The following is a 22,522-nucleotide window of genomic DNA, read 5'->3' on the forward strand; positions in this document are numbered from 1 at the left end:
TTACGGGCGACAAGCAAGACCAACAAGGGACAACTGAAATGCGCAACTTAATCTTTGGTGCAGCAAGTGCGCTTGCTCTTGCTTCTCCGGCCGTGGCGTCCGATCTGCCCGTAACCAGCTACAGCGAAAGCTATGCACGATCGTACGAGTACCGGACTTCTCCGCCGGTTGTTGTCGAGGAATCGGCTCCAATCGTTTCCGAGACTCTGGTGGTCCGCCGCCCCGTCATCGTAGCGCCGCCGCGAGTGGTGGTTGAAGAATATCCGGTGTATGCGGCACCGCGTGTATATGCGTACGAGGGTCCGGGTTGGCGTGGCGGATGGGGTCATCGACGTCACTTCCACGGTGGATGGTAAAGTCCCGGAATTAGCTGCCGTCGCTGCGATTTGCAGACGTGCAAGCTTCCCGCTGCGAACTCTGATTTCGGCGGCAGCGGCAGTTGACCGTTCGGCTGCTCTGATCAGTCTCGCATTTTGCCTGCGGTTGCCTATTTATCCCGCATGTCTCAATCTGCGTTCGATCCCTGCATTCCGACGCGCGGGACCAAGGTCCCCGATCGGCCGGAATGGCTTCAGAGATCAGGCACGATGGCTATCGACTAATGGTTCAACGTGAAGGCAAGCGAGTGCGTCTGCGGAGCCACATGATGAAGCGACATCCAGGAACACCTTCTCCCGAGAGATAGCTGCGGATGCCGAGCACATGCGGCGAGCAAGCGAAGCTTCGTATCTTCGCATGCTAGATGCGGATACGAAAGGTGCTGATTGGCGGGAAGTTGCGCGAGTCGTGCTTCATCTTGATCCAGAACATGAATCTGATCGCGCTCGAACGGCGTTCGACAGCCATTTATCGCGTGCAGATGAATGAGCACGGTTACCGGCACCTGCTATGTGGTGGTGCCTCCGCTTAGAGCGACCCTGAGCCAGCGGCGGCTCCTGACAAAGCGCATAAGAATGTCGAATCGGCAGAACATCTAAGTTCCCTACAGGCGGATCAAGTGCACGGGAAAAAGCGGCAACTTTTTCGTTGCGACCGAATTGACTTTAGGAGCGGCATTCTTGGAGCTCACAATGGGTGAGGGATTTCCGCTGAGGGTTGCGGTTGATCAGGCTTGCTCCTCGAAGTGCTCGACCGGACGTTGGCGGCGATTGCAAGTCCATTGCAGCGGGTATCGCAGCGTCGGTTCGATATGTGTTTAATTAACGGTCTTGAGGTTAACTAATGGCCGATACTGACAGCCTGAAACTCATCGGACTTGCTTTTGCAATCGTGACATTTGCCGTCGTCACGGCGGCGGTGGTTGCGAATGTTGATGCTGAGGGGCTGGACGTGCAATCGACATTCGTTGCGGGGTAATCCGGAAACTTCCTGTGCCGGCGCTTCGAGGAACGGCCATGGAATACAAAGCCATCCAGTTTGAAATCATTCAGACGACAAATCCATGTTGCTGGAAATGGGTCGTCCTTCTCGATGCCACCAAAACGCGGACTGGCATCGCGCTTACACGGGCCGACGCCGTGTTGGATGCCGAATTCGCCATCGAGAAAGCGGTGGAGAGCAGACAACGCTGCCTCAAGCAATAGCGGCTTCAGCGCCGTGCGAAACGATATCGAAGCCGGCGTAGCTCGTTAGGAACCTTGCATTCTGTTCGGCATTTTCATGACATGCCAAGGTACTATTTCACCGTGCGCCCAAGCGCCGGCGACTTGGGCCGAGAATCCCGATAATGAAGCCGCTTGGAGACGCGCCACGGTCATCGCTGGCGCAGCTACCGCTCTTCGAGCGCAAAGCGCATCTCAAAAAGTTGATCGAGAAGACGGCCATCCATTCAGCGAAAGCTTCAAGGTCGACGGCAAAGAGATGTTCGCTCACGCCTGCAAGGTCGGGCTGGAAGGCGTCGTCTCCAAGGTCCGCGATATAGCCGCTACCCATCAGGACGCGGCCGCGACTGGGTGAACAAAACCCGGGCTCAGCGCGAGACACTGACCATCGCGGGCTTTGCCCTCGATGGCAACGATTGGGATAGCATCTATGTCGGCCGCCGCAAGGGCGATGACCTGATCTACGCTGGCAAGGTCGACCACGGCTTCGACAAGAACTCATCCGCCGAGCTGCGCAAGCGCCTGACACCCTTGATCGGCAGAACCCAGACCTACACGAAGCGGATCGCGCACAAGGGCATCTGGGTGGAGCCGGAGCTGAACGCCGAGATTGAGTACCGCGCCAAGTCAGCCGAGGGAAAGGTTCGCCATCCCTTCTTCAAGGGCCTGCGGGAGGACCTGTGATGGACGATTTCGATCGCTTCTGGCAATGGGCAAACAAACCCCTCGACAGCGGGCTGGCTGTTCCGGCCGACATTCATCACGCGGTCACGTCGCTGCCGCTGGAAGCGCGGCGCGACCGCGCCAAGGTCAATGAGGCCGTTCGCATCGTGCAAGAGACCGGACATACTGCGCTACATCGCCCGTAAATCCAGGATCTCAACGGCCGGGGATCGCTGCACCAACACTAGGACAGACGGGCCACGTTCGCCGCGACATGTTTGCGGTAGAAATCGATCACGTCGGCCGTCTTTTTGCCACCTAAAAGCATCGAACCCGCTTCAAAAGCAGCATCGACCTTTTCGCTGACCATCAAGCCGGTTTCTTCTGCGGCGTTCACTGTGCCAGCGGCGATACTCTGAAGGCGAATACCGATCACGTTACTGCACTCCACGGCCAACATAAGGGCCGGATACCACGGGTAAAAAACCATCTCGCTGTCTCCTCACAGCGAAATGCTGCGTGTGCTAACCGTGAGGAGCGGTAATGGTTGCTGTGTTCAGTAATTCGCATGTGGTCAATTTTGACCATCGCGGACATCGTCCCGAGTATTCTTCGGTCCATCACCGCACTGTATCGGCTGTTATCGGTGACTGAGAGTACCTGCGCTCCGGCCTTCCCAAGGAATAGAGCATCGCTATGCAGAAGCAACTGCGACGACGCTGATGGGGTCGTTCGGAACCGGCGCTGCCGCCGAAACGTTGCACAACATTGTTCTTGAAAGGTTTCGGCGATAGCAACCAAGCATCAATCACGATGCCCATTCCATCAGGAGCTCGACCACATGCATTGGGGGTGTTGAGATGGCCCGTAAAGGAGGCGTATCGCCGGACCGCGTAATCAATGCCATTCCTCTCGCGAAGCTTCCTCGTCATCTTCACAATAGACGGCAGACTGCCGCCCGCGCAGCCTAGCGTGATAGTGGCAACAACCATATCCAGCAAACAGAGCGCGGGGCTTCTTCTCTACCGCTTACGGGGCGGTGGCATCGAAGTCCTGCTCGGTCATCCCGGAGGACCCTTCTGGGGCAAGAAGGACCTGGGATCGTGGTCGGTTCCAAAAGGCTTGATCGCCGCGGGTGAAACTCCCCTCGCCGCAGCAAAGCGCGAGTTTGCGGAAGAAACCGGTCACCGTCCGCGCGGCAAGTCTGTGTCGCTGGGCCAGTCGAAGCAGCCAGGAGGAAAGATCGTTCACGTATGGGCTGTTGAACAAGACTGGGACGCCGCCAATCTCAAGAGCAATATGTTCGAGATGGAATGGCCGCCGCAATCCGGGCGGCGTCAGATGTTTCCCGAACTCGATCGCGGCGCATGGTTTGAAATTGAGGAGGCTCGCGCGAAAATTTTGAAGGGGCAAGCGGTGTTCCTCGACCGTCTGCTGGCAGCTATCGCCGACAGTTGACCTACGGCCGCGCAAAACATCATCAATGTTGCTGGGCCTTCATCTGGAGCAGATACGTTAGGAGTAAGCCATGACTCTATCGGTCGACTGGAATTCCGTGTTTGTGCCGGCAATAGGACTTGCAGAGATCGTTGTTCGCGGCAGCCTCATGTATCTTGGGCTTTTCGTCATCCTCCGCTTCATGGCGCGACGCCAGGCGGGACATTTCGGGCCTGCTGACCTCCTCGTCATCGTTTTGATCGCCGATGCCGCTCAGAATGGGCTTGGAAAAGAGTACAGCTCGGTAACCGAGGGTCTCGCGCTCGTTCTGACGATCGTTGCGTGGGAGTATCTTCTGGACTGGATCGCCTGGCGCTTTCCAGCGACACAGCCGTATCTGAAGCCTCCAAGCCTTACGCTCGTTCGTGACGGCAGGTTGATTCCGCAGAACCTGCGCAAGGAAATGATTACCGAAGATGAACTGAAATCGCAGCTGCGCGAACAGAGTGTCGACAACTACGAGGACATCAAGCTGGCTACGCTAGAAGGCGACGGACGGCTCAGCGTTTTGAAAAGGCAAAGCGTATAGTTTTCTGCAGTGCCGGGCCGGATCCCGGAGCTCGCGCGGTTCATTCCCCCTGCCCGCGCATTCGACAAGTACGTCTATTCGCCCCTGACGGGCAGCGATCTGCATCAACAGCTTCGCAGCGCCGTTCATCCATGCTCTTCCCGAATAAAAAGGCCGCCTGCCATGGCGGACGGCCGTTGTTCCATGATTTGCCGAGGTTCTGGCGCGCGCATCACCGTCGCTCGCTTCGTGATCTTGCCTCCATCGCCTGGACGGCCGACGGCTGGGTTGAAAGCAAAGCGTCGCGCGTTGTCCAGAATGTTATTCTCCTTCTCATCAATGCCCTCGGCGTTTGGCGCTGGTTTCCAAGGGCCGAGAAGGAAGCGAAAAGCTAGCTATCTTCCCAAAGCTCATCACTCGCAATATCCGTCGCGGCGCAAGAAACCCTTGTTGATGGCGACGGCCGCCTGCGCGCCTTCCGCAATGGCTACGGCGACAAGAAGAACGTCGCGCGACACGTCACCCGCAACATATACGCCCGGGACGCTGGTTTCCTCCGTGTCGGGGTCCGTCACGACGCCCCCCTTTTCATCGCGCTTGCAACCAAGGCGTTTGGAAAGGTCAGACGCCTGATGGCAGCCCGTCGAGAAAAACAAACCTGCCCGGGGCAGATCCGGCCCGCTCCTGAATACGATCTTTGTGAGCTCTCCGTTCGTACCTTCGAGGGATTCAATGGGCTCCAAGCGCAGCGGAATATCGTGCTCTTTGAGTTTTCGATTCGCTTGCGCACTGACCTCAGTCCCATCGCAGCAGGCCACAACATCCGCCATCCAGTGTTTCATCATGATGGCAAGCTCAGCCCCTTTATCCCCCTTGCCAAATGCAGCTACGGGCTTCCCCGCGTATTCGAAGCCGTCGCAATATAGACAATGGTGGACGGAAACGCCGTACAGAGGCTTGATCCCCGTTAATTCAGGAAGCTCGTCAACGAGACCTGTCGCAAGCAAGACCTTTGAAGTGCTGCCGGTTGTTCCGTCCGAACACACAAACTCGAATTCATCGCCCCTCGGAATGATGTCGGTTACTCGTGTCCCGCGCACCGAAATGGACTTGTAAAGGCTGAGTTCTTGCCGCGCCTCATCCACGAATGCCGAGGGGGACCGGCCTTCCCGTCCGAGCAGGCCGTGAATCGCGTGGGAACTCAGGTTGCGCTGATGCCCTTCATCGCAGAGCAATGCTTTGCGGTGGCACCTCCCTAGAATAAGCGCGGCGCTTAATCCGGCAGGCCCGCCGCCGACAATGAGAACATCGAATTTCATTGGAAGCCCTTTCGTTGCGTAAACATATAAGACAGCTCGCAACGCTTGGAACCCCTGGTAACCATTCAGGCGTTAGTACTTGGGAAGGAAATCATGCCGCGCGCGAACACAGCGGATCGATGGAAAGAACTAACGCGAGAGGAGCGGCGCGAACGGAGGCGGCTACGCCGCGAAAAGCAGCGCGAGGACAATATAGGCCGCGCCGCGAAGATGCACCTTGCCCGAAAGGAGTTGGTTTCCGAAGGCGCACGGTCAACGCCTCGTTTGAAGGCGGCCTATGTCGGTTGCTGTGGCTGGCACTACTGGAAATGGCGGGGATTGTTCTATCCCGCGGATCTGCCGGAAGGAAAGTGGTTCAATCGTTACGCCCAGCGGTTTGATACCGTCGAAATCAACGCGTCCTTTTACTCGTGGCCCACTGTCGCGAATGTTAAAGCCTGGCGCCGTCAGCCTGGGAAACGAAAGTTTGTCTATACGGTCAAAGTCTGTGAACTCATCACGCACGTGAAGCGGTTCAAGGGTACAAAAACCCTTATCAGGGATTTTGGAATGATCGCCGATATTCTGGGCGAACGGATGGGCTGTTTTCTATTCCAGCTTCCGCCGAGTTACCGTTACACCAAGGCGCGGCTGAATGCGATCGTCAGTCAGCTCGATCCTGCGCGCCGCAACGCCGTTGAGTTCCGGCACGCCAGCTGGTGGAATGAGGAGGTTTACAGCGCCTTCCGTGAGGCAGGCATTATCTTCTGCTCTTGCAGCGGGCCACGGCTTCCTGATGAGCTTATCAGGACGGCTGACGAAGTATACGTGCGGCTGCACGGCCCCAAGCGCTGGTATCGGCATGACTATTCAAAGGACGAGCAGCTGGAGTGGACGAACAGGATTAAAGCAAGTGGGGCGAAGAGAGCCTGGATCTACTTCAATAATGATAACGACGCCTATGCGCCAAAGAACGCGACTGCTATGCGGCGCCTGCTAAGCGGCTTTCTTCGTAGCGTCGACCCATGGTAAAGCGACATCGAACCCAGGGGATCAATTCTCGATTATCACGTACCATTGGCAGCTATGGCGTGTACTCATAAAACGAGAGATTTCCCGTTTTGAGGCTAAAACAGACATGCGGTGGTCATCCAGGAATTTCGCCCTTTGACCCTTAACCGGTCATCGAGCGATCGGCGTTCGCGTATCGTTGGCGTAGGCGATGAAGTCCGGAACGGTTCTGGTGGGATGAGCAGGATGCATCACCATGACTAGGGGCCATGCACGATCCCGGCGACCGGCGCAATGTCCCGGATGAAGTTGAAGTTAAGCCTGTCGTAGAGCGTTGCGTTGATTGCGCCCGGTGTTAAGGCCAGCAGGAGCGTATAGCCGTCGGCCGGTGCACGGACGACTGCCTCTGTGCCAATGTTGCCGCCGGCACCCGGCCGGTTCTCGACGACGAATTGCTGGCTGAGCCGCTCCGATAACCACTGACCATTAGACGATATTCGAGCAAGCCGCCGGCGATACAAGTGACGCCCGATCAGGTTGGCTTTTCGTCTCGTTCTAGCTGAGGTTTTTCAAATAAGACCGCGTTCAACAAGGAACGGTGCACCTCGATCTTTCCGTTGTAGCTAATCAATCCCAGCTTGCGAAATTTGTTTAGGAAGAAGGTCACCCGGGATCGGGTCGTCCCGATCAACTCCGCCAAGGTTGCTTGATTGATCGAAGCATCCACTGGCGTTGGCTTACCATTTTTTCCGAAATTGGCCAGCAGAAGAAGATCTTCTTCAATGCGATTGCTCCGGGTCACCAGGTAAGTCACGAAAAGTTCTGCAAACTTGGGCTCCCTACGGAGCGCCGCTACCATCGCCTTCCGCGTTATCGAGGTGATAAGGCATTCCTCCATTGCTCTCGCGGTTCCAACGCGGACCGCCTGACCATTCAAGCATCCCTCGCCAAAAAACTGCGCAGATTCGAGAATGCCGACGACTGCTTCTTTCCCTTGTTCGGAAACAACGGTCACCTTGACCTTGCCCGATTGGATATAAAAAATCTTATCGGCCACTTCGCCTTGGGTGTAGATGATCCGACCCTTACGGTACCTCTGTATCGTTTTTCCGGTCCCGACTTTGGCGAGGAAAGCCTGGGGATCGAACTGTCGCTTTGCTGACTTCACAATCCCTCCTTTGGACCAGTGACGCAAAAATATTAAAAGTGCGGTGTTGTGGTCAATATTGACCAGCGGACCAGTTTCCCACGTGGAAAAATCCCCCCGTCAGTGCCGGTGTCCGGCAGGTTAGTGGTGCACCCGCCTGATCCAAAAGGGTGCCCGCATGCTTGGACCTCATGCGTTACCAACCGGCCCGCCGCTTAGCGCTATAGAGCGCCCGCGCTGTCAGCACTGCCAGACCCGCACGGTCCTGGCCCGCATTGCACCCGGCCCTGCGGGTTACGACCTCCGCACTTTCGCGTGCCCCAGATGTGATCGTTTCCAGCGAACTCTGGTGGTCAGCGACCCCATGAGCGGCGACGCGAGCGGGTGGCTTCGCGGCGAGCTTAAATCCCCGGACTAGATTTTGGCAATCTCATGGAAGATTAAAGATGTCCGCTGAAGTAGCTCCCTCACCACCCCGGGTCCTATCCAGTTCCAGATGCGCCCGTTGCTGCGGCGTCACCATGGTGCAGCGGATCACGCCTTCACGAACGGGGTACGAGCATTGGACGCTGCGCTGCACACGATGCGGCCACATCCAACAGGCGAAACAGGATGCGCTTCGCAGCGCAGCACAATTAAGAGTATACGCCACCATGAAGCGCGCACTCACACCACAAACCGTCAAATCGAAATAGTAGACGCGGATCGAGCGGATTACATAACCCAATTCCCGAATTCGGCGCAGGTTGCAGCACAATGAACAATGTACTTTCCTACGCGCTACGCTCTTTCCAGCGCAAACCCGAGAGAACCTCCACCGAGATGGATGCGATAGCCAACGCAGTCCGCGTCGCCCTCGGTTGGCCTGACGAGGAACAAGCCTTCGAATTGCCCGAGCGGCTATTCGAACAACTACCATTTGCCGTTTATGTCTGTGACCGGGACGGTCTCGTTCTGCGATACAATCACCGCGCTGCCGAACTATGGGGCCGGTCGCCTAAACTCAGCGATCCTAATGAACGGTTTTGCGGATCGTATCGAATGTTCCGGCCCGACGGGAGTCTGTTGCCGCACCACCAATGCCCCATGGCAGATGTGCTGCGTACCGGTATTTCCGTGCGCGAACAGGAAGTTCACATCCAGCGACCTGACGGCTTGCGCGGCGTCGCGCTCGTTGACATCGAGGCAATCAAGGATAACGGTGGAAACGTTGTCGGTGCCGTCAACTGCTTCCAGGATATAACTGAGCGCAAACGCAGCGAGGCGCAGATCGTCAATCTCGCGCGCGAGGCAGAGCATCGAACAAAGAACATCTTGTCCACCGTGCTGGCGACGGTGCGTCTGTCCAATTCCGATACGTCTGATGGTCTGAAGCAACTGATCGAAGGGCGCATCAATGCCCTCGCAAAAGTCCATACGCTGTTCGTGGAATCCCGCTGGGCGGGAGCCGAGCTTCACCGCCTGGCCACGCAGGAGCTTATGGCTTACAGCGGGGAGATTGAGGCGCGTGTGCGAATTGAGGGGCCAGCCGTAATGCTGGAGCCGAGTACAGCTCAGACTACTGCAATTTCCCTGCACGAGCTCGCGACCAACGCGGCAAAATACGGATCGCTATCGGCAGCGGGTGGTCACGTTGACCTCTCATGGTCCCTTACAGCAGACGGAAGGCTCAGCTTGCGCTGGATCGAATCGGGTGGGCCGGCCGCCACGCCGCCCACGCATCGCGGGTTCGGCACACGCATTTTGGAAAATATGATTGGCCAACTCAAGGGTGAGGTGCGTTTTGATTGGCGCGACCGAGGGCTAATTTGCGAAATCTCCTTGCCGCTTGCATAGGCCGATACGGCTGCTCAGCCATCGCTTAGGCAAGAAAAGGCCGCCCGGAGGCGGCTAGTTCTTGGTCATCACTCTTGCCTATTTTTTGAGGGCGTCAGCGGCGTCCCGCACTGCATCCTTCACATCTCCCGCGGCGTTGTGCGCGGATCCCTTGGCCTTATCAATCTTGCCTTCGGTTTCCAGGTCCTTGTCATTACTGAGCTTACCGGCACCTTCTTTGATGGCGCCTTTTGCCTTGTCGGCAGCGCCCTTCACATGTTCGCGATCCATGGTCGTGTTCCTTTGCTGTCTGAGATAGGGGCAACGAAAGAGTTACGCCGCCGTTCCTCCGAAAACATGCGCACACACGACTTCTGAGTTTGGCACTTTTGAGACATGCTGACTGGGCTGACAAGGTCCGTTTACAGGGGGAGACCGGAAGTAGTTGGCCGACGGCCAAAGTGACGCGATTGACCCTAAAGCAGCGTATTGAGCTCCCGGCCATCGCGGGAGATCCCGTGCGTGAGCGCACGCTTAATCTCAGGATTAATCTATGCGTTGGCTAGATCAAACCTCACCCCTAGGACGGCAAGAGCGGCTGACAGCAGCCGCTCTTTTTCGAAGTCGAAACTGCACGCCCGGATTAAGCGGTGCGCCGGATCTCTTCCATACTTTGTTTGATCTGCTTTCCGGCGTCGTCGGCCATTTTGAGCGACATGTCGGCTATCCGACGGCTGCTCTCCAGGGCGGTTTCCACGGTCTCTCGCACCATGTCACTTTGTACGGCTGCAAAGTCCTGAGGAGTTCGGCAGGACCACAACTCATTCATGTGGTCCATGTTCTTCTCGACTTGATGCCGAATCATCTGGAAGTACTCTTGAGACATTCCACCCACTACTCTGGCAGCAGCTGTACCAGTGTAAAGCAGTGTTTGCGCGTTGCGCGCCGACCGTTCCGTTGCCTTCGTTGCCTGTTGCACCCCTTCTCCTGACACGCCGAGCGTGCGACCAAATTGCTCGGTAGACCGTCCCATGGCCGAGGTCGCGGCTTCCAGGCCGAAGCGCCATGCGTTCTGCAACGTCTCGACGTTTTGCTTGAGCAGGTTCGCACTCGCTCGAGCCACTTCCTCCCCGGCTTCAGCCGCAGCTTGCCCCACACGCGCCGTCTGATCAGCTGCAGCTTGTCCGATACGGGTGGTCTGCTCAGCAGCACTCTCGCCAGCGCGGCGGGCTGCGTCTTCCATGCCTTGCGTAGACTTGTCCTCCTGGCGGGGATTTGCCATCTTTGTTCTCCACTGATTGGTTGACGACTTGCCGCAGCTCCTTGCCAAGAACGCGATCTGGGTGAGACCGTTCCTAAGCCCGCCATTCTTTTCCGCCGGTGTCGTTAGGAGGACGGATTGCGAGGCGTCCGGCCGTTAAGCGCGGAGATCATTCCGGGAAAGCTTTCCAATATTTCCGCGGACAACTGCAAGACCGATCTATTGATGGAGAACGAATCTCAAAATCAATAACTGGCTCTACGAAGGGAGATCATATCTAAGCGCTGGCGTGGTCGCTCGTAAAATAACCTCCGCGCGCGAGAGACAAGTTGAAGTCTTCTCATGCGGCTGGGCCGCTAGGTCGCGCTAGGCCACCGGGCGCGGGCTAGCCGCACCAGTTCGGTGCGCTGACATATCTTGCAGCGATACTGAATAAGATCATTCCCCTTGTCATCAGGATCAATCTTCTCAAGCGTCATCGTTTGATTGCAGTCAATGCAAGTCAACAAATCGGGCAACCTGCTCCGGTTATCGTTCATATGAGCCGTAGCCGCCACTGGCGTGTGTCCCTCTGCCGCAGTTCGACTAGCAACATATCGTTATGGCGGATGTTCCTAAGCTATCCGCTTGTTGGCGTTACCGCTTGCCGCACAGGAGCCCGGGCATGATGGTTCATATTGGATGGTTTAGGGGAAGCAACTGGCATTGGGCGACGATTCTGGCTCTATTAATCTTGGCCTTCCTCCCGGACAAGCTCGCCGCGCAGGGGCTTCCGGTTGAAACCGGCTCGCATGTGTCGGTCGCCCTATTGTTCGCCGGCGCCATCGTGCTCGGGCTGGTGATCGCCTACGGCATCACGCGAAACAGGAGCCGGACGCGCTCCGAGAAGCAGATTACCGAACAAGCAACGAAGGACCTTTACGTGAGAGAAGAGCGCGACCGGGCAAACTCAGGCAGCGAGTAACACGATCGACCGACCTGAAGCAGACCGGCGAGGAGGCTGAGGCCACTCGTGAAACGACAAGAGGTGGAACCGGTGGGTGGGACTTAGAAGCTGATGGAGAACCGTTCCAACGAAACGAGAGAAGCCGACGTGCTGGATAAGCTCCGGCGTCACGTTCGTATTTTGGCCGATATCGGACGACTTGCGAGTGCGAGTGCGGAGTTAAATCGCTTCCTGGACCAAGCCGTCGTCCAGATCGCTCGGGCAGTCGAAATACACCATGTAAAAATTCTTCGATATCGTCCCGAGACGTCGGATCTGCTCCTCGTCGCAGGTGTCGGATGGAAGGAAGGTGTCGTTCGCACAGCTACGTTGTCCGCAGACCTGCGTTCACCGCCTGGGCGGGCATTTCAAACGGCAGAGCCGGTCAGCATCAAGGATTTCAGAGAGCAAGATGAGTACGTCCCGTCAGATTTTTTGAAGGAGCATGGCATCATCTCAGTGGCCAATGTGCCTGTGCTGATCGGAGGTGCGGCATGGGGCGTGTTGGAGGTGGATAGTACTTCGCCTAGAGACTTCAGTGAGGATACGAGTGATTTCCTATCGTCCGCTGCGGGCCTCATAGGCTCCGTGCTGCGCCACCATGCGCAGCCGGATAAAGAAGCACGCTTGATGGCTGCGGCTACCGAGGCTCAGAAACAAGAGATTCTGCTTCGCGAATTGCAACACCGTGTCAAGAATAACTTCCAGCTCGTTTTGTCCTCTATTTCCATTCAGAAACGTCGGTATCAAGGTCTGGAGGTTCATCGCGCGCTGGATCATGTTGCAAGTCGCATCAACGCCATTTCACTTGCACACGATCAGCTCGCATCGCGACACGAAGGCAAGACAGTCAGACTGTCAGATTACATTCGCGCTCTTAGCAGCGCAATCCGTCAGCAGATCGACGGCGTCGAGATTGACGTAGAGTCGGATGAACTTGAATTGAGCATTGATCGAGCCTTGCCGGTTGGTCTCATCTTGAATGAAGCAGCAATGAACAGCATCAAACATGCATTTGGCCCGGATGCGGGCAAGATAAAAGTGAGATTGGTCGGAGGCATCGGTTATGGGGAGGCCCGCCTCACCGTTTCTGACAACGGACGCGGTATCCGTCAGCCGAGCGAACACGGGTCCGGACTTAAACTAATTGCTTCTCTTGCAAGACAGATCGGCGGCACCATTGAACAGGAAAGTTCAGATTCCGGGACGACAACGACGCTCACGTTTCCGTTGATAAATTGAGGGTCATAGTCGGAATTATTCGCGCCTAAATCGAGCGAGCATCAGTTAACCGTTCTCTTGAGGAATCAGGCAGGGGTGGTAGGAATGTTTGGTTGGTTCAAATCCGAGCGGCGCGAGCGCCGGAAGAAGGTTAGACAAGATCGTAAACGGCTTGAAGTAAGGGCGCGGCGATTCCTAAAAAGCTACCTAGAAGCCGATGAAGCGCGAAAGCCTGAGTTCTATCGCGCCGTGGAAGACATCAGCAAGAGGTGCCGTCCCCCCGATTTGGATTCCCCACCAGATTTGAACGATGGGCAAATTGCCGAGGCTACCTCGACAGCTGCGATGCAGATGGTTTTGGAACGTGAGAACCGCCGAGTCGGAGACTTCGTGACCGATGCCTGTGCAACGGTAGCGGTCGCATATCATCGTGCCGCAGGGGTCTACGAAGCCGACGCAGACATGCAAGAGTTAGGAACTGCCGCTGTCCACCTGCTAACGATGGCAACCTCCTATACCAACGCACAGAAAGAATGAGTACGGCAGTCAATTCAGAACGCTGTCGGCAATCATTGCAAGCGCTGCCGCGCAACAATGGCGGATGGGTTCGGTCTCGAAAGAACGTCTGTATCGGCTATTTTAGACAAAACGGCCCGCCGAAGCGGGCCGTCTGGATGTCTTATTATTTAACGCAGTCCACCGCCGTACAGGGCTCGTTCCTTCCGAACCTCCTCAGCGCCGTAGGGTTTGCTGGCAGGATCGAACGATTTCCACCCAGCCTTTTGCCAGGCGGCACTCCGGTCGCGCAGGTTGATGGCAGACTCGTTCAATATTGAATCGAGGCGCGACCGGTCCGCGTCGGCCACTCGTGCCGACACAAGCGTGCCTCCAAGACGGACGCCCTCGGCGTAGGAGTGAGCATCCTCTGCCGAAACGCCAGCCTCCGTGAGTGCTCCGACAATCCCGCCGGTAGCTGCTCCTGCGGCCGCGCCAACCGCGGTCGCGGCCAGCCAACCAGCTGCGACAACGGGGCCGAGGCCGGGGATCGCAAGCAATCCGAGCCCTGCAAGAAGGCCGGCCGTGCCACCTACGCCCGCACCGATGCCGGCGCCTTTCCCAGCACCTTCGGCGCGATCGTCGACGCCATCGCGGTCGCGATCCACCTTCTTGTCGGTGTTGAACCAGCTGTCTGAATTATTGGCGACGATGCTGATGTCCGAGTGCGGCACGCCTGCGGATTCGAGGCGCCGAACAGCCTGCTGAGCGTCATTGTAGTTGTCGTAAAGACGAGAAATTGTAACGGTCATGCTAAACCTTCCTTATTTGGCGGGATTGACGTTGCCTTGAAAATCGACGCTTACCGCAGTGGCTGCCCCGCCCTTGCTGGCTTTGCCGCGCCAGACACCATTGTCGTCCTTTTTCAGTTCGGTGACGTTGGCGTAGCCCGCATCCTCGATCTTCGACTTGGCTTGCCCTTCGGTGAAGCTATTGCGACCAGCGACAGGAGAGTTGGAGTTGTTGTGCCCGGGGCTGTTGACCGCGCTGTTGTTCGGTCCCGACTGCGCAGGCGGATTTTGCGCGGAAGCCGTGGTAGCTGCCAATAATCCAATACAAATGAAAAGAAATGAGTGTTTCATAGTTTTCTCCAGAGTTTCAGGAGCGAGCGTAACCACTCGCTCCCGCTTTAGTTCCTAATCCTGTGAGTTAGGCGCTTACGCGCTTTGCTAGGAACTCCCACCGCTTGAGATGCGCGGCCGGAATATCGTTCGCGCGGCAGTGGAGCGCCTTCCGGCTGATCGTAATGGATGCGCACAGGCCGAAACGTCTGCACCATGCGAACTCCAATCGTGATTTTGGCCGAGCCCGATATTGCGATCATCGTTCGATCGCTTCGAGATCCAGCCGAACGTATCCAAGCCGTCCTTGCGTCTAGGCCGAACGTTGCATGAGGGTCCGAAAGAGCCGAGGTAGAACGGGGTAGAAAACACCTCTCGAATTGGCTGACCATCATTCGAGCGACAATTCAAACATCTTATCGTGAATCGTGGCGTGGCCATCTAGGAACACTTCAACGTTGGCGTCGTTCCGCCTAAACCTCATCCCGTGCCGGAGCGACTTCGTTGATCTGTAAAGATCGCCGGTAGTTCAAGCAGCTCATCCGCAACAGCGAAACAGCCGGCCTCCAGGAGCGCTTGTTTGGCAAACCCACCTGTAAGAAGCCCGGCGGCTGCAATGCCTGCTCCGCTCGCGGCTTCGGCGTCGTACGGAGTGTCTCCGATCATGACGACTTGCCCGGCTGATAACCCGAGCTTTCCAAGTGCCAGCCCCACTAATCGTGGATCCGGCTTGCCATGTTCGACGTCGTCCCCGCATGCCATGGCATCGATGAGATCATCGATATTCAGTAGCGAGCGGTAATGGCTGAGTTCAGGACCCTTGCAGTCCGTGGCGAGCGCAATCCTGCCGCCGCCCTCCCTTAGCGCCTCGAATACATCCCGCACACCCGCGAATGCCTTAACGCTTCCCAGGTATTTGTCTTGGTAAATTTTCCCTCGGGCTTCCAGCACCCCCTGCCGCTCGCGCGCGTTCAGGTCTGGGGCTACGAGCTGAAGCGTTTGATCGCCGTCTAGTCCGGAATAAAGTTGCAGGAGCTCGTAGGGAACGCTAACGCCGAAGTCGCCCAAGCACACCTGAAGGCTCAGCAGGTTCTGCAGCACGCTGTCCACAAGCGTGCCTTCGACATCGAATATGTAACCGCTAAACAGCATACTGCCTCCGCCGCAGGAACGTGGCTGCAAATAGGGCGTTCCAACATGCCTTCTTGGGGCCGGCTGGCGTCCGCCAGCATGGCTTCGATGGCTTTGGCGCCGGAGTCGCCCAGCATGTCCTTGATTGGCGCAGCAACTGCCCACTCACCGCCTCACGAACGAAAAAGGCCGGCGACCGCGATTGATGGGACCTATGAGAAGACGGAATAATAAGCCAGCGCCGCGCCCTGACGCGCGTCCTTATGGCTCGACCAATTTCCCGCAGCATCTCTTGCAATCGACCATAGCATCGCGAGCCCTTTCACCTTCTCAATGGGCGACATCGCGAGCGGTTCCAAATTTGGCCAAACAACGCTTTGGATCGAGATGCGGGACAGCCCAGTGTAAAGCTTGAGGGATACGAGGAGCATTTTTTGGAACGTATCCATCCTGCTGCTGTTGCGCTCAGACGACATGGACCCGTGAATGTGCATGCCGATCCATAGGAGAACCTAATGCGCGCACTGTGCTGGCACGGAAAAGGCGACGTTCGGGTAGACACCGTTCCCGACCCCACAATCCAGCACCCCCGCGATGCCGTCATCAAGATCACCGCCTGTGCGATCTGTGGTTCCGACCTTCATCTGTTTGACGGCTATCAGCCCACGATGGAGAGCGGGGATATTCTCGGGCATGAGAATATGGGCGAGGTTATCGAACTTGGCTCCGAAGTCACGAACCTGAAGATCGGTGATCGCGTCGTCGTTCCATTCACTATCAGCTGCGGTCAATGCTGGTTCTGTCAGAAGGGTCTGTTTTCGTGCTGCGACCGCACCAATCCGAACGCCGAAGTGGCAGCCAAAGCCATGGGACAATCGCCTGCCGGGCTGTTCGGCTTCAGCCACATGCTAGGCGGATACGCGGGCGGCCAGGCCGAATATCTCCGCGTCCCGATGGCCGACGTGGGCCCGATCAAGGTGCCGGAAAACATAACCGACGAGCAGGCGTTATTTCTGTCGGATATCTTCCCGACCGGCTATATGGCCGCGGTCAACGCACAGATTGAGCCAGGCGATACCGTGGCGATCTGGGGCTGCGGTCCTGTAGGGCAGTTCGCGATCCGCTCCGCCTTGATGCTGGGCGCCGGCCGCGTCGTCGCGATTGACGAGGTGCCCGAGCGATTGGCCATGGCGGAGGCCGGCGGCGCCGACACGATCGATTTCTCGAAGACGGACGTCTACGACGAGCTCATGAGACGAACCAATAAGCGTGGTCCCGATAGCTGCATCGATGCGGTTGGTTGCGAAGCGTCCGGTCACGGCGCGGCCGACGCAGTTCTCGATAGGGTCAAGGCAGCGACGTTTTTGGCGACGGACCGCGTTCACGTCCTCCGCGAGGCAATCATGTGCTGTCGCAAGGCCGGCACGGTTTCCATACCCGGGGTTTACGTTGGCATGGGCGACAAAATTCCGTTGGGTGCCGCGATGAACAAGGGTCTCACCATCAAGACCGGTCAAACTCACGTCCAGGCCTACACCCAGCCGCTCCTGAAACTTATCCAAGCCGGTGATATCGACCCGAGCTTCGTTGTTACACATCCCGCGAGCCTCGAAGACGCGCCGGCTATGTACAAGAAGTTTCGCGACAAGGAAGACGGCGTCATCAAGGTGGTCATGCGCCCGGGTAGATAGTGCTCGGCAGAGAGGCGTAACGAGGAGTGTTCTTCTTCTTTTCCACCCGGTTGGGCTGTCTTGGATCGCTCTTGCTCTCGGCCTTGATGACGGTCGCTCTACTTTTCATGTTTGGGAATGCTGCGCTTCTAAACGCTGGCGACCGAATGACTGGTCCGCGTGGCGGAAGTGGCCTCGGCTAGGAACATCTCAACGGCAATCTCGTTTGGTACCGGCAATTTAACCTGGAGGCTCCTATGGCTAGAGAGAAAGAACTGAAAGATCTGTTTCTTGATACACTGAAGGATATCTACTTCGCCGAAAAGAAGATCCTGTCCGCCCTGCCGAAAATGGCCAAAGCCGCGCAGTCGCCGAAGCTTAAGGCTGCGTTCGAAAAGCACATGGCCGAAACCGACGGCCAGGTCGTGCGGCTGGAGCAGGTATTCGCGTCGATCGACGAAACGCCGAAGGGCAAGACCTGCGATGCCATTATGGGAATCATCGAAGAAGGCAAGGAAGTTATGGACGAGTACAAGGGTATGCCCGCCCTTGACGCTGGTCTGCTCGCTGCCGCACAGGCCGTCGAGCATTACGAGATTTCGCGTTATGGCACCCTCAAGACCTGGGCAAGCGAATTGGGTTACGCCGACGCAGTGAAGTTGCTCGATGCAACCCTTAAGGAAGAGAAGGCAACGGACAGTGCCCTGAGTCAGCTCGCGGAATCCGAAGTCAACCAGCACGCCGAAACCGCGAAAGCCGCGTGACCAAGTGACCGGATACAAACTACGGACGGCCCCAGCTACCGCGCTGGGGCGTTCTACCGATAGATGTGCGTCACTCGGAATCGATCGACGGGCGACCCATCGACGAAATGGGGTGTCGCTGCGGAGCCAGGACAGATCGAGAGCAGTGTCGATCTTCCGCGCCAGATGATCTTCGGGGACCGCATCGCCAAGACGAAACTCGTAGAACAGTTGACCTTGGTCACCCATAATGGATCGACCTCACCGAGAATCGCGTCGCCACAACGGAATCACGCCTCGCGGCCTGTCTCAACAGCTTTTGCAGCAAAATTGGCCAAGTGCGGACATCCGCCGTTACTCGGCGCATTCGTCACGACCGTCCGTCAACACTATCCGATACTCACCTCTTTCCGTACTCCGTGAAAACGTAGTCGAGGTTCTGCACCACCGGCTTCGTTGCCCGTTTCTCACGAAGAACATGATTACAGCACGGATTTGCGCGTTGCGAAATGGGGGCCTATGCCATGGTGCTGTATTTCTGAACTGTGACGATGCCCGCTATGGGTCGGTCATTAGCGGCGGCTCAACTGTTTGATGTCCGCTTTTCCCTCAGCAGGGCACATCGCTGCATCCACTTGTGGTGTCCGGAAAATGCCAACTAGCGACATTGGAAAACTAGGAGGGATTTCCTTTCCGGTAAATTCCGATGGTCGTTCCCACGACGGAGGAAAGGCAAACCATTATTGCGATTGCACCCACTGGATAAATAAGCAGCGCGAGACCTGACAAATCTTCTTCGCCCGTGATCCAACGCCAGCCCGCCAGCGCGGCGAGGATGCAGAAAAGTAGAATGCATAAGAAAACGATCTTCATCCACGATATTGCTGGGGGCACGCGCAACGCGAGGTAGGCCGCCCCCAAGCGACGATAGCCGAAAATGAGACCAAAAGGATGATTAGGCCGGTCATTGGACGCATCACCCGGCAAACTTGTTGAAAACCAATCCCAAGCGCGAACAACACGGCCCAATTGGGCCAACTGCAAAGTTCACCATTCTCCTACGAGACCAACGTTAGCGATTTATATCTCACGCGGTAAGCATCGATGGCTCTGTTGGAGAGGATTAGCCTTCGCCTCTCGCCGTCTCCCATCATTTCCGCAATTTCATCGAGAAGGAAACATGAAGTGTCGTGAGTGAGGTCACCTGATCTCTCAAGCACACTCCAAGCGATTTCGTAAGACTGTTCCAAGAGGTCGGCGTCGTGCATGGGGACGAGAACGGCCATGGACCTTCCGGTTCCTACGTCGGGGCTTGAAGACCTGGAGAAGTGAGCCACTCCGATATCTGCGACGCAGTAACGGCCTGTCTTGCCTTCCGCAGAAGGCGTTGGCGCTCGACACCAGGGGGGATGAGCATTGCTTCCGCTCGCAGCCTAGCAGCCTCTGCTTCGAGACGATCTTCCAGAGTTTTGGTTTGCTTAAAGCGATTGCGCTTAATCATGGCGCGTCTCCCTTGTTGATTAGGCGGGAGCGCAACCTGGCGTTCTCATCACCGATAAAAGCCAAAATACCGCGCGGTGATAATGAAGACTACTTCTCCAAAGATGGAGGTGACACAACAAACGTTAGTTGGAACTCCGAAAGACTTCACAAAGAACTGCATTGAAATGGCGCCGCAACACCCCACATCGATGGGATGAAGCAATCTAATATTCTCAGAGAAAACGCCGACAACTGCCTATGGCTCGCCGAACGTCGGTCGGATGAGCCGTCCTTCAGGCGCTTTCAGCGAATGGCAGCCAGTTGGCGGGCGTTGGCCGACGAACAGGACTGGCTTGATGGCGAAATCCATCCGACCAACCACCGCCCTATTTTCGCGACGTGATATCCCTGTATTCAACATCGGCATAGAACTTTGGCTCTACCCACGTTGCTTTCGGCTTCCAGATGGGTCAGCTTTGACTTCGGGCTAACCACGGTAACGGGCTGCTTTCTGATCTGGCTTGAGACGGTACGAGACCAGCCCTTCCCAACCTTTGCCCATGTAGACAAGGTCTTTGCCTTCCTGTTTGCCGAGATACAGGGCGGCTACGCCGCTGGGGTCTTTGACAAAAAAACCGACGACGGGGAATTTGCTTTTTCTTCTCGGCAAAACGCGTATTCACAGTTTCCATCAGCCGAGACCGTGGTCGAAACCGTAGCTTTCAGAAGCGAGTGATTCCAAGGAAGTTGACAGGACACCCCTTCAAGACGTACGCCGAAGCCGAGACAGCCTGTGAGGCCAGATAGCTTCGGCTTCGGCGCAGCCGACGCAAGCATTCGAGCACGAGGTATTGGAATAAACCGCCGCGCCTCAATGATCTGCGGGGCTCTGCAGCGCGCCCCGCTGGTTCTCGACCGCGGCGCCCGATGGTGGCTCAGTGTTGCATTTTGGTTACCCGTGCTTTTGCTTACGAGCGATAAGCTCGGTCTCTTTAGCGGAGGCAACATATGATCGATGTATATTTAAGCGCCAAACGTGATCTGCTCGTTGTGAAGAAGGGATGTCCGATGCCGCCTATTGGAGTGTCGGGGAAATGGCGCAAGAGCAAGAAGAGAGTTATCAAAATCAGCGACGAGATCAGGTCCGCGCTTCAGCGGCAGGGTTACTACATGCGGAAGCTAGGGGACCTGCATAGTAGCAGAGACTAGCGCAGGGTGATCCGTGGCGGTAGCTTTCGATAAATGTGCAATCTCTACAGTATCACTACGAGCCAAGATTCCATTCGCGCTCTCTTCCGCGTCATCAACCGCTACGTCGGCAACCTGCCGCCGATGATCGGCGTATTTCCAGATTATCCCGCGCCGGTTGCCGGAAATCGAACGTTGATATCGCATTGTTACCGTCTCAGGTAGCGTTGTCTGTCCGATAGACAACATATGGCAGACCCCAAGGCAAATCCCGAAAGGATCATGGAGGCGGCCGAGCCACCCAAGGCCGTCGACGCCGGCCGGCCGCTGGGGTGATGGACGTTCGCCTGTTCGATTCTCAGCGAACCTGTCAGGTTTACGGTCACCACGGCAGCGACGGGTGCCCTAGGAACTGGCCTCACCGCGTCCCATTGCCCTCCCGGAGGAGAACGGAGCATCGGCGAAGCTCATGATTGGATCGTTGGGATTACCACATTGGCTGATGATCGCAGGGACGTTGCTGGTCGTCGCCGGCTTTGTTGGTGCCCTAGTCAGCGGAAAGAAGGCGAAGGAAGTTGAGCCGCCTTCCGACGAGCCGACCGATGCTTCGCGCCAGCAGATGCCGCCTTTGCCAAGCCTTCTCGACTCCAGGCCAAAGAACAACGCCTAGTCACTGGTTGGGATTCTCAACGGGTCTGCGGCCATCGGCGCTGTAATCAAAGCGTTACTAACCTGCGGCAGGGTTAGCTAGCCGACATTTCAGCAGCCGACCGGGGAAATACCAATGCCGCCGAGCGAATATACTCCGCTCTGGCCGGCGTTGCGTCAAAACAAAGGAAATAAACCCCACTCGTCAAAGGACGACGATAGATGATTGATCAATAGTTGGCTCGATTGCGCACGCATCGCAAAAATATTCAACGCTATCGCAACTTATTGAAAACGAGCCTGACAGAACTTGAAAGGCAGTTTGTTCAAAAGCGCTTGACGGAAGAGCAATCAAATCTGGAGAGCTTGGCCACCTCCCTCCCCGATGACTTTGGCGGGTGGAAAGCCGGTCGTTCGGACAGCCGCCTGGCTTAGGCGATGCGTGCTTGCAAGTGGCCCGTCAGCGTGAGCCGGCGGCGACTTCCCATGATGCGTTGCGCGTTGAACCGACCCGCTGTGAACGACACGAAAATCCGTCGCTGGATTGACTCAGCGACGGCTCCCCGGCCGCCAACCCTGGCGCTGCGCTCCAAGCCCTCGCCTAGCTGTGAAGTTCTGACTTGTGGAGTGGTAGTCGCAATTCTGCGGCTCGCTCCTGCTTTGCTTTCTTTCGAAACTCTCGTTCTTTCCGCTCGAAGTCGATCATCTCTTTTTGCGCCGCTTCAAAAAACCGGTCGCGCGGTGTGACTGCCAATTGTACTTGTCCCGTCATTACGTATCCCTACGATTGCCCCGAGTTTCTCCACCATATCAATTACTGGAACCGCGGGAAGGTTCGATGCCGTAAAATTACGGATTTATGACGACGGCCTTACGCCCCTTGGCACGCATTTCAGTCTGGGTCGTTCTCAGGAACCTGCAGCGTTGCTGAGAGTCGAATCCATCGCTCCCGGGGGATCGTGGAGACAAACCGGGAGAAAGTGGCGGCCCCAGCTATCTCCTCCCAGAGTACTGGGGCCGTTTTCAGGTGCGGCCCG

The 22,522-nt window shown here is 56.8% G+C and carries 27 protein-coding genes and 2 pseudogenes; 18 read left to right on the forward strand and 11 right to left on the reverse strand.

What is annotated here, in order from left to right; translation table 11 throughout:
• Window positions 1-1,221: 1,221 nt before the first annotated feature.
• The 4 genes and pseudogenes from AC0QUY_RS03520 to AC0QUY_RS03535 all read left to right on the forward strand — a co-directional run bounded on the left by AC0QUY_RS03520 (window position 1,222) and on the right by AC0QUY_RS03535 (window position 2,470).
• Window positions 1,222-1,356, forward strand: a complete 135-nt coding sequence (locus tag AC0QUY_RS03520) for a hypothetical protein (RefSeq protein WP_256380298.1) — start codon at window positions 1,222-1,224, stop codon at window positions 1,354-1,356.
• Between the two features lie 38 nt (window positions 1,357-1,394).
• Window positions 1,395-1,583: a hypothetical protein gene (locus AC0QUY_RS03525; protein WP_475385773.1), complete on the forward strand. Its 189-nt coding sequence runs from the start codon at window positions 1,395-1,397 to the stop codon at window positions 1,581-1,583.
• A 176-nt stretch (window positions 1,584-1,759) separates the two neighbouring features.
• Window positions 1,760-2,285, forward strand: a pseudogene (locus AC0QUY_RS03530) (ATP dependent DNA ligase); the annotation flags it as partial.
• Window positions 2,285-2,470 carry a hypothetical protein gene (locus tag AC0QUY_RS03535; RefSeq protein WP_475385774.1) on the forward strand — a complete coding sequence of 62 codons (186 nt, stop codon included), beginning with the start codon at window positions 2,285-2,287 and terminating at the stop codon, window positions 2,468-2,470. The pseudogene AC0QUY_RS03530 and the gene AC0QUY_RS03535, both read left to right, overlap by 1 nt.
• A gap of 38 nt (window positions 2,471-2,508) precedes the next feature.
• Here AC0QUY_RS03535 and AC0QUY_RS03540 read toward each other — a convergent pair whose 3' ends face one another.
• Complete coding sequence (locus AC0QUY_RS03540) at window positions 2,509-2,754, reverse strand: hypothetical protein (protein ID WP_475385775.1); 246 nt, start codon at window positions 2,752-2,754, stop codon at window positions 2,509-2,511.
• Between the two features lie 410 nt (window positions 2,755-3,164).
• Between AC0QUY_RS03540 and AC0QUY_RS03545 the strand changes: the two genes are divergently transcribed.
• The 3 genes from AC0QUY_RS03545 (at window position 3,165) to AC0QUY_RS03555 (ending at window position 4,664) form a co-directional block, all read left to right on the forward strand.
• Window positions 3,165-3,722 (forward strand): NUDIX hydrolase, encoded by a 558-nt coding sequence (locus AC0QUY_RS03545; RefSeq protein WP_475385776.1) that lies wholly within the window; start codon window positions 3,165-3,167, stop codon window positions 3,720-3,722.
• A 70-nt stretch (window positions 3,723-3,792) separates the two neighbouring features.
• On the forward strand, window positions 3,793-4,290 hold the full coding sequence (locus tag AC0QUY_RS03550; protein WP_475385777.1) for a DUF421 domain-containing protein: 498 nt from the start codon (window positions 3,793-3,795) through the stop codon (window positions 4,288-4,290).
• Between the two features lie 131 nt (window positions 4,291-4,421).
• Complete coding sequence (locus tag AC0QUY_RS03555) at window positions 4,422-4,664, forward strand: hypothetical protein (RefSeq protein ID WP_475385778.1); 243 nt, start codon at window positions 4,422-4,424, stop codon at window positions 4,662-4,664.
• A gap of 18 nt (window positions 4,665-4,682) precedes the next feature.
• On the opposite strand, the gene AC0QUY_RS03560 is transcribed toward AC0QUY_RS03555, so the two are convergent.
• Complete coding sequence (locus tag AC0QUY_RS03560; protein WP_475385779.1) at window positions 4,683-5,588, reverse strand: NAD(P)/FAD-dependent oxidoreductase; 906 nt, start codon at window positions 5,586-5,588, stop codon at window positions 4,683-4,685.
• 93 nt (window positions 5,589-5,681) lie between these two features.
• On the opposite strand from AC0QUY_RS03560, the gene AC0QUY_RS03565 reads away from it, so the two are divergent.
• Complete coding sequence (locus tag AC0QUY_RS03565; RefSeq protein ID WP_475385780.1) at window positions 5,682-6,599, forward strand: DUF72 domain-containing protein; 918 nt, start codon at window positions 5,682-5,684, stop codon at window positions 6,597-6,599.
• Window positions 6,600-6,838: 239 nt separating this feature from the next.
• Here the strand turns inward: AC0QUY_RS03565 and AC0QUY_RS03570 are convergent, their stop codons facing one another.
• Both AC0QUY_RS03570 and AC0QUY_RS03575 read right to left on the reverse strand, forming a co-directional pair.
• Window positions 6,839-7,099 (reverse strand): tripartite tricarboxylate transporter substrate-binding protein, encoded by a 261-nt coding sequence (locus AC0QUY_RS03570; RefSeq protein WP_475385781.1) that lies wholly within the window; start codon window positions 7,097-7,099, stop codon window positions 6,839-6,841.
• 11 nt (window positions 7,100-7,110) lie between these two features.
• A complete protein-coding gene (locus AC0QUY_RS03575) occupies window positions 7,111-7,749 on the reverse strand; it encodes a Crp/Fnr family transcriptional regulator (protein ID WP_475385807.1) in 639 nt (212 codons plus the stop codon).
• A gap of 732 nt (window positions 7,750-8,481) precedes the next feature.
• Between AC0QUY_RS03575 and AC0QUY_RS03580 the strand changes: the two genes are divergently transcribed.
• The gene (locus AC0QUY_RS03580) at window positions 8,482-9,561 is read left to right on the forward strand and encodes a sensor histidine kinase (protein WP_475385782.1); all 1,080 of its coding nucleotides are present in this window, start codon (window positions 8,482-8,484) and stop codon (window positions 9,559-9,561) included.
• Window positions 9,562-9,639: 78 nt separating this feature from the next.
• On the opposite strand, the gene AC0QUY_RS03585 is transcribed toward AC0QUY_RS03580, so the two are convergent.
• Both AC0QUY_RS03585 and phaP read right to left on the reverse strand, forming a co-directional pair.
• Window positions 9,640-9,831 carry a CsbD family protein gene (locus tag AC0QUY_RS03585; RefSeq protein WP_161849224.1) on the reverse strand — a complete coding sequence of 64 codons (192 nt, stop codon included), beginning with the start codon at window positions 9,829-9,831 and terminating at the stop codon, window positions 9,640-9,642.
• 352 nt (window positions 9,832-10,183) lie between these two features.
• Window positions 10,184-10,822 carry a phasin family protein gene (gene phaP / locus AC0QUY_RS03590; protein WP_161849225.1) on the reverse strand — a complete coding sequence of 213 codons (639 nt, stop codon included), beginning with the start codon at window positions 10,820-10,822 and terminating at the stop codon, window positions 10,184-10,186.
• A 643-nt stretch (window positions 10,823-11,465) separates the two neighbouring features.
• Here phaP and AC0QUY_RS03595 point away from each other — a divergent pair.
• From AC0QUY_RS03595 to AC0QUY_RS03605, 3 genes are all read left to right on the forward strand, one after another.
• Window positions 11,466-11,765: a hypothetical protein gene (locus tag AC0QUY_RS03595; protein WP_475385783.1), complete on the forward strand. Its 300-nt coding sequence runs from the start codon at window positions 11,466-11,468 to the stop codon at window positions 11,763-11,765.
• A 93-nt stretch (window positions 11,766-11,858) separates the two neighbouring features.
• Window positions 11,859-13,028: a sensor histidine kinase gene (locus tag AC0QUY_RS03600; RefSeq protein ID WP_475385784.1), complete on the forward strand. Its 1,170-nt coding sequence runs from the start codon at window positions 11,859-11,861 to the stop codon at window positions 13,026-13,028.
• Between the two features lie 84 nt (window positions 13,029-13,112).
• Window positions 13,113-13,544, forward strand: a complete 432-nt coding sequence (locus AC0QUY_RS03605) for a hypothetical protein (protein WP_475385785.1) — start codon at window positions 13,113-13,115, stop codon at window positions 13,542-13,544.
• A gap of 149 nt (window positions 13,545-13,693) precedes the next feature.
• Here AC0QUY_RS03605 and AC0QUY_RS03610 read toward each other — a convergent pair whose 3' ends face one another.
• The 3 genes from AC0QUY_RS03610 to AC0QUY_RS03620 all read right to left on the reverse strand — a co-directional run bounded on the left by AC0QUY_RS03610 (window position 13,694) and on the right by AC0QUY_RS03620 (window position 15,775).
• Window positions 13,694-14,314 (reverse strand): general stress protein, encoded by a 621-nt coding sequence (locus AC0QUY_RS03610; RefSeq protein WP_475385786.1) that lies wholly within the window; start codon window positions 14,312-14,314, stop codon window positions 13,694-13,696.
• Between the two features lie 12 nt (window positions 14,315-14,326).
• Window positions 14,327-14,644 (reverse strand): hypothetical protein, encoded by a 318-nt coding sequence (locus tag AC0QUY_RS03615; protein WP_475385808.1) that lies wholly within the window; start codon window positions 14,642-14,644, stop codon window positions 14,327-14,329.
• A 459-nt stretch (window positions 14,645-15,103) separates the two neighbouring features.
• Entirely contained in the window at window positions 15,104-15,775 is a 672-nt protein-coding gene (locus AC0QUY_RS03620) for an HAD family hydrolase (RefSeq protein WP_475385787.1), read from the reverse strand.
• Between the two features lie 494 nt (window positions 15,776-16,269).
• Here AC0QUY_RS03620 and AC0QUY_RS03625 point away from each other — a divergent pair, with 494 nt between their 5' ends.
• Both AC0QUY_RS03625 and AC0QUY_RS03630 read left to right on the forward strand, forming a co-directional pair.
• Window positions 16,270-17,445 carry a zinc-dependent alcohol dehydrogenase gene (locus AC0QUY_RS03625; protein WP_475385788.1) on the forward strand — a complete coding sequence of 392 codons (1,176 nt, stop codon included), beginning with the start codon at window positions 16,270-16,272 and terminating at the stop codon, window positions 17,443-17,445.
• Window positions 17,446-17,681: 236 nt separating this feature from the next.
• Complete coding sequence (locus AC0QUY_RS03630; protein WP_475385789.1) at window positions 17,682-18,188, forward strand: YciE/YciF ferroxidase family protein; 507 nt, start codon at window positions 17,682-17,684, stop codon at window positions 18,186-18,188.
• A gap of 654 nt (window positions 18,189-18,842) precedes the next feature.
• On the opposite strand, the gene AC0QUY_RS03635 is transcribed toward AC0QUY_RS03630, so the two are convergent.
• Window positions 18,843-19,211, reverse strand: a complete 369-nt coding sequence (locus AC0QUY_RS03635; RefSeq protein ID WP_475385790.1) for a hypothetical protein — start codon at window positions 19,209-19,211, stop codon at window positions 18,843-18,845.
• 343 nt (window positions 19,212-19,554) lie between these two features.
• On the opposite strand from AC0QUY_RS03635, the gene AC0QUY_RS03640 reads away from it, so the two are divergent.
• The 4 genes and pseudogenes from AC0QUY_RS03640 to AC0QUY_RS03655 all read left to right on the forward strand — a co-directional run bounded on the left by AC0QUY_RS03640 (window position 19,555) and on the right by AC0QUY_RS03655 (window position 21,507).
• Window positions 19,555-19,833 (forward strand): hypothetical protein, encoded by a 279-nt coding sequence (locus AC0QUY_RS03640; protein WP_475385791.1) that lies wholly within the window; start codon window positions 19,555-19,557, stop codon window positions 19,831-19,833.
• A 249-nt stretch (window positions 19,834-20,082) separates the two neighbouring features.
• Window positions 20,083-20,385 (forward strand): hypothetical protein, encoded by a 303-nt coding sequence (locus tag AC0QUY_RS03645; RefSeq protein WP_475385792.1) that lies wholly within the window; start codon window positions 20,083-20,085, stop codon window positions 20,383-20,385.
• Between the two features lie 506 nt (window positions 20,386-20,891).
• Window positions 20,892-21,026: pseudogene (locus AC0QUY_RS03650) on the forward strand (SOS response-associated peptidase); the annotation flags it as partial.
• 280 nt (window positions 21,027-21,306) lie between these two features.
• Window positions 21,307-21,507 carry a hypothetical protein gene (locus tag AC0QUY_RS03655; protein ID WP_161849235.1) on the forward strand — a complete coding sequence of 67 codons (201 nt, stop codon included), beginning with the start codon at window positions 21,307-21,309 and terminating at the stop codon, window positions 21,505-21,507.
• A 579-nt stretch (window positions 21,508-22,086) separates the two neighbouring features.
• Here the strand turns inward: AC0QUY_RS03655 and AC0QUY_RS03660 are convergent.
• On the reverse strand, window positions 22,087-22,257 hold the full coding sequence (locus tag AC0QUY_RS03660) for a hypothetical protein (protein ID WP_202639152.1): 171 nt from the start codon (window positions 22,255-22,257) through the stop codon (window positions 22,087-22,089).
• Window positions 22,258-22,522 lie beyond the last annotated feature (265 nt).

The sequence above is a fragment of the Bradyrhizobium sp. WYCCWR15520 genome (assembly GCF_056174665.1).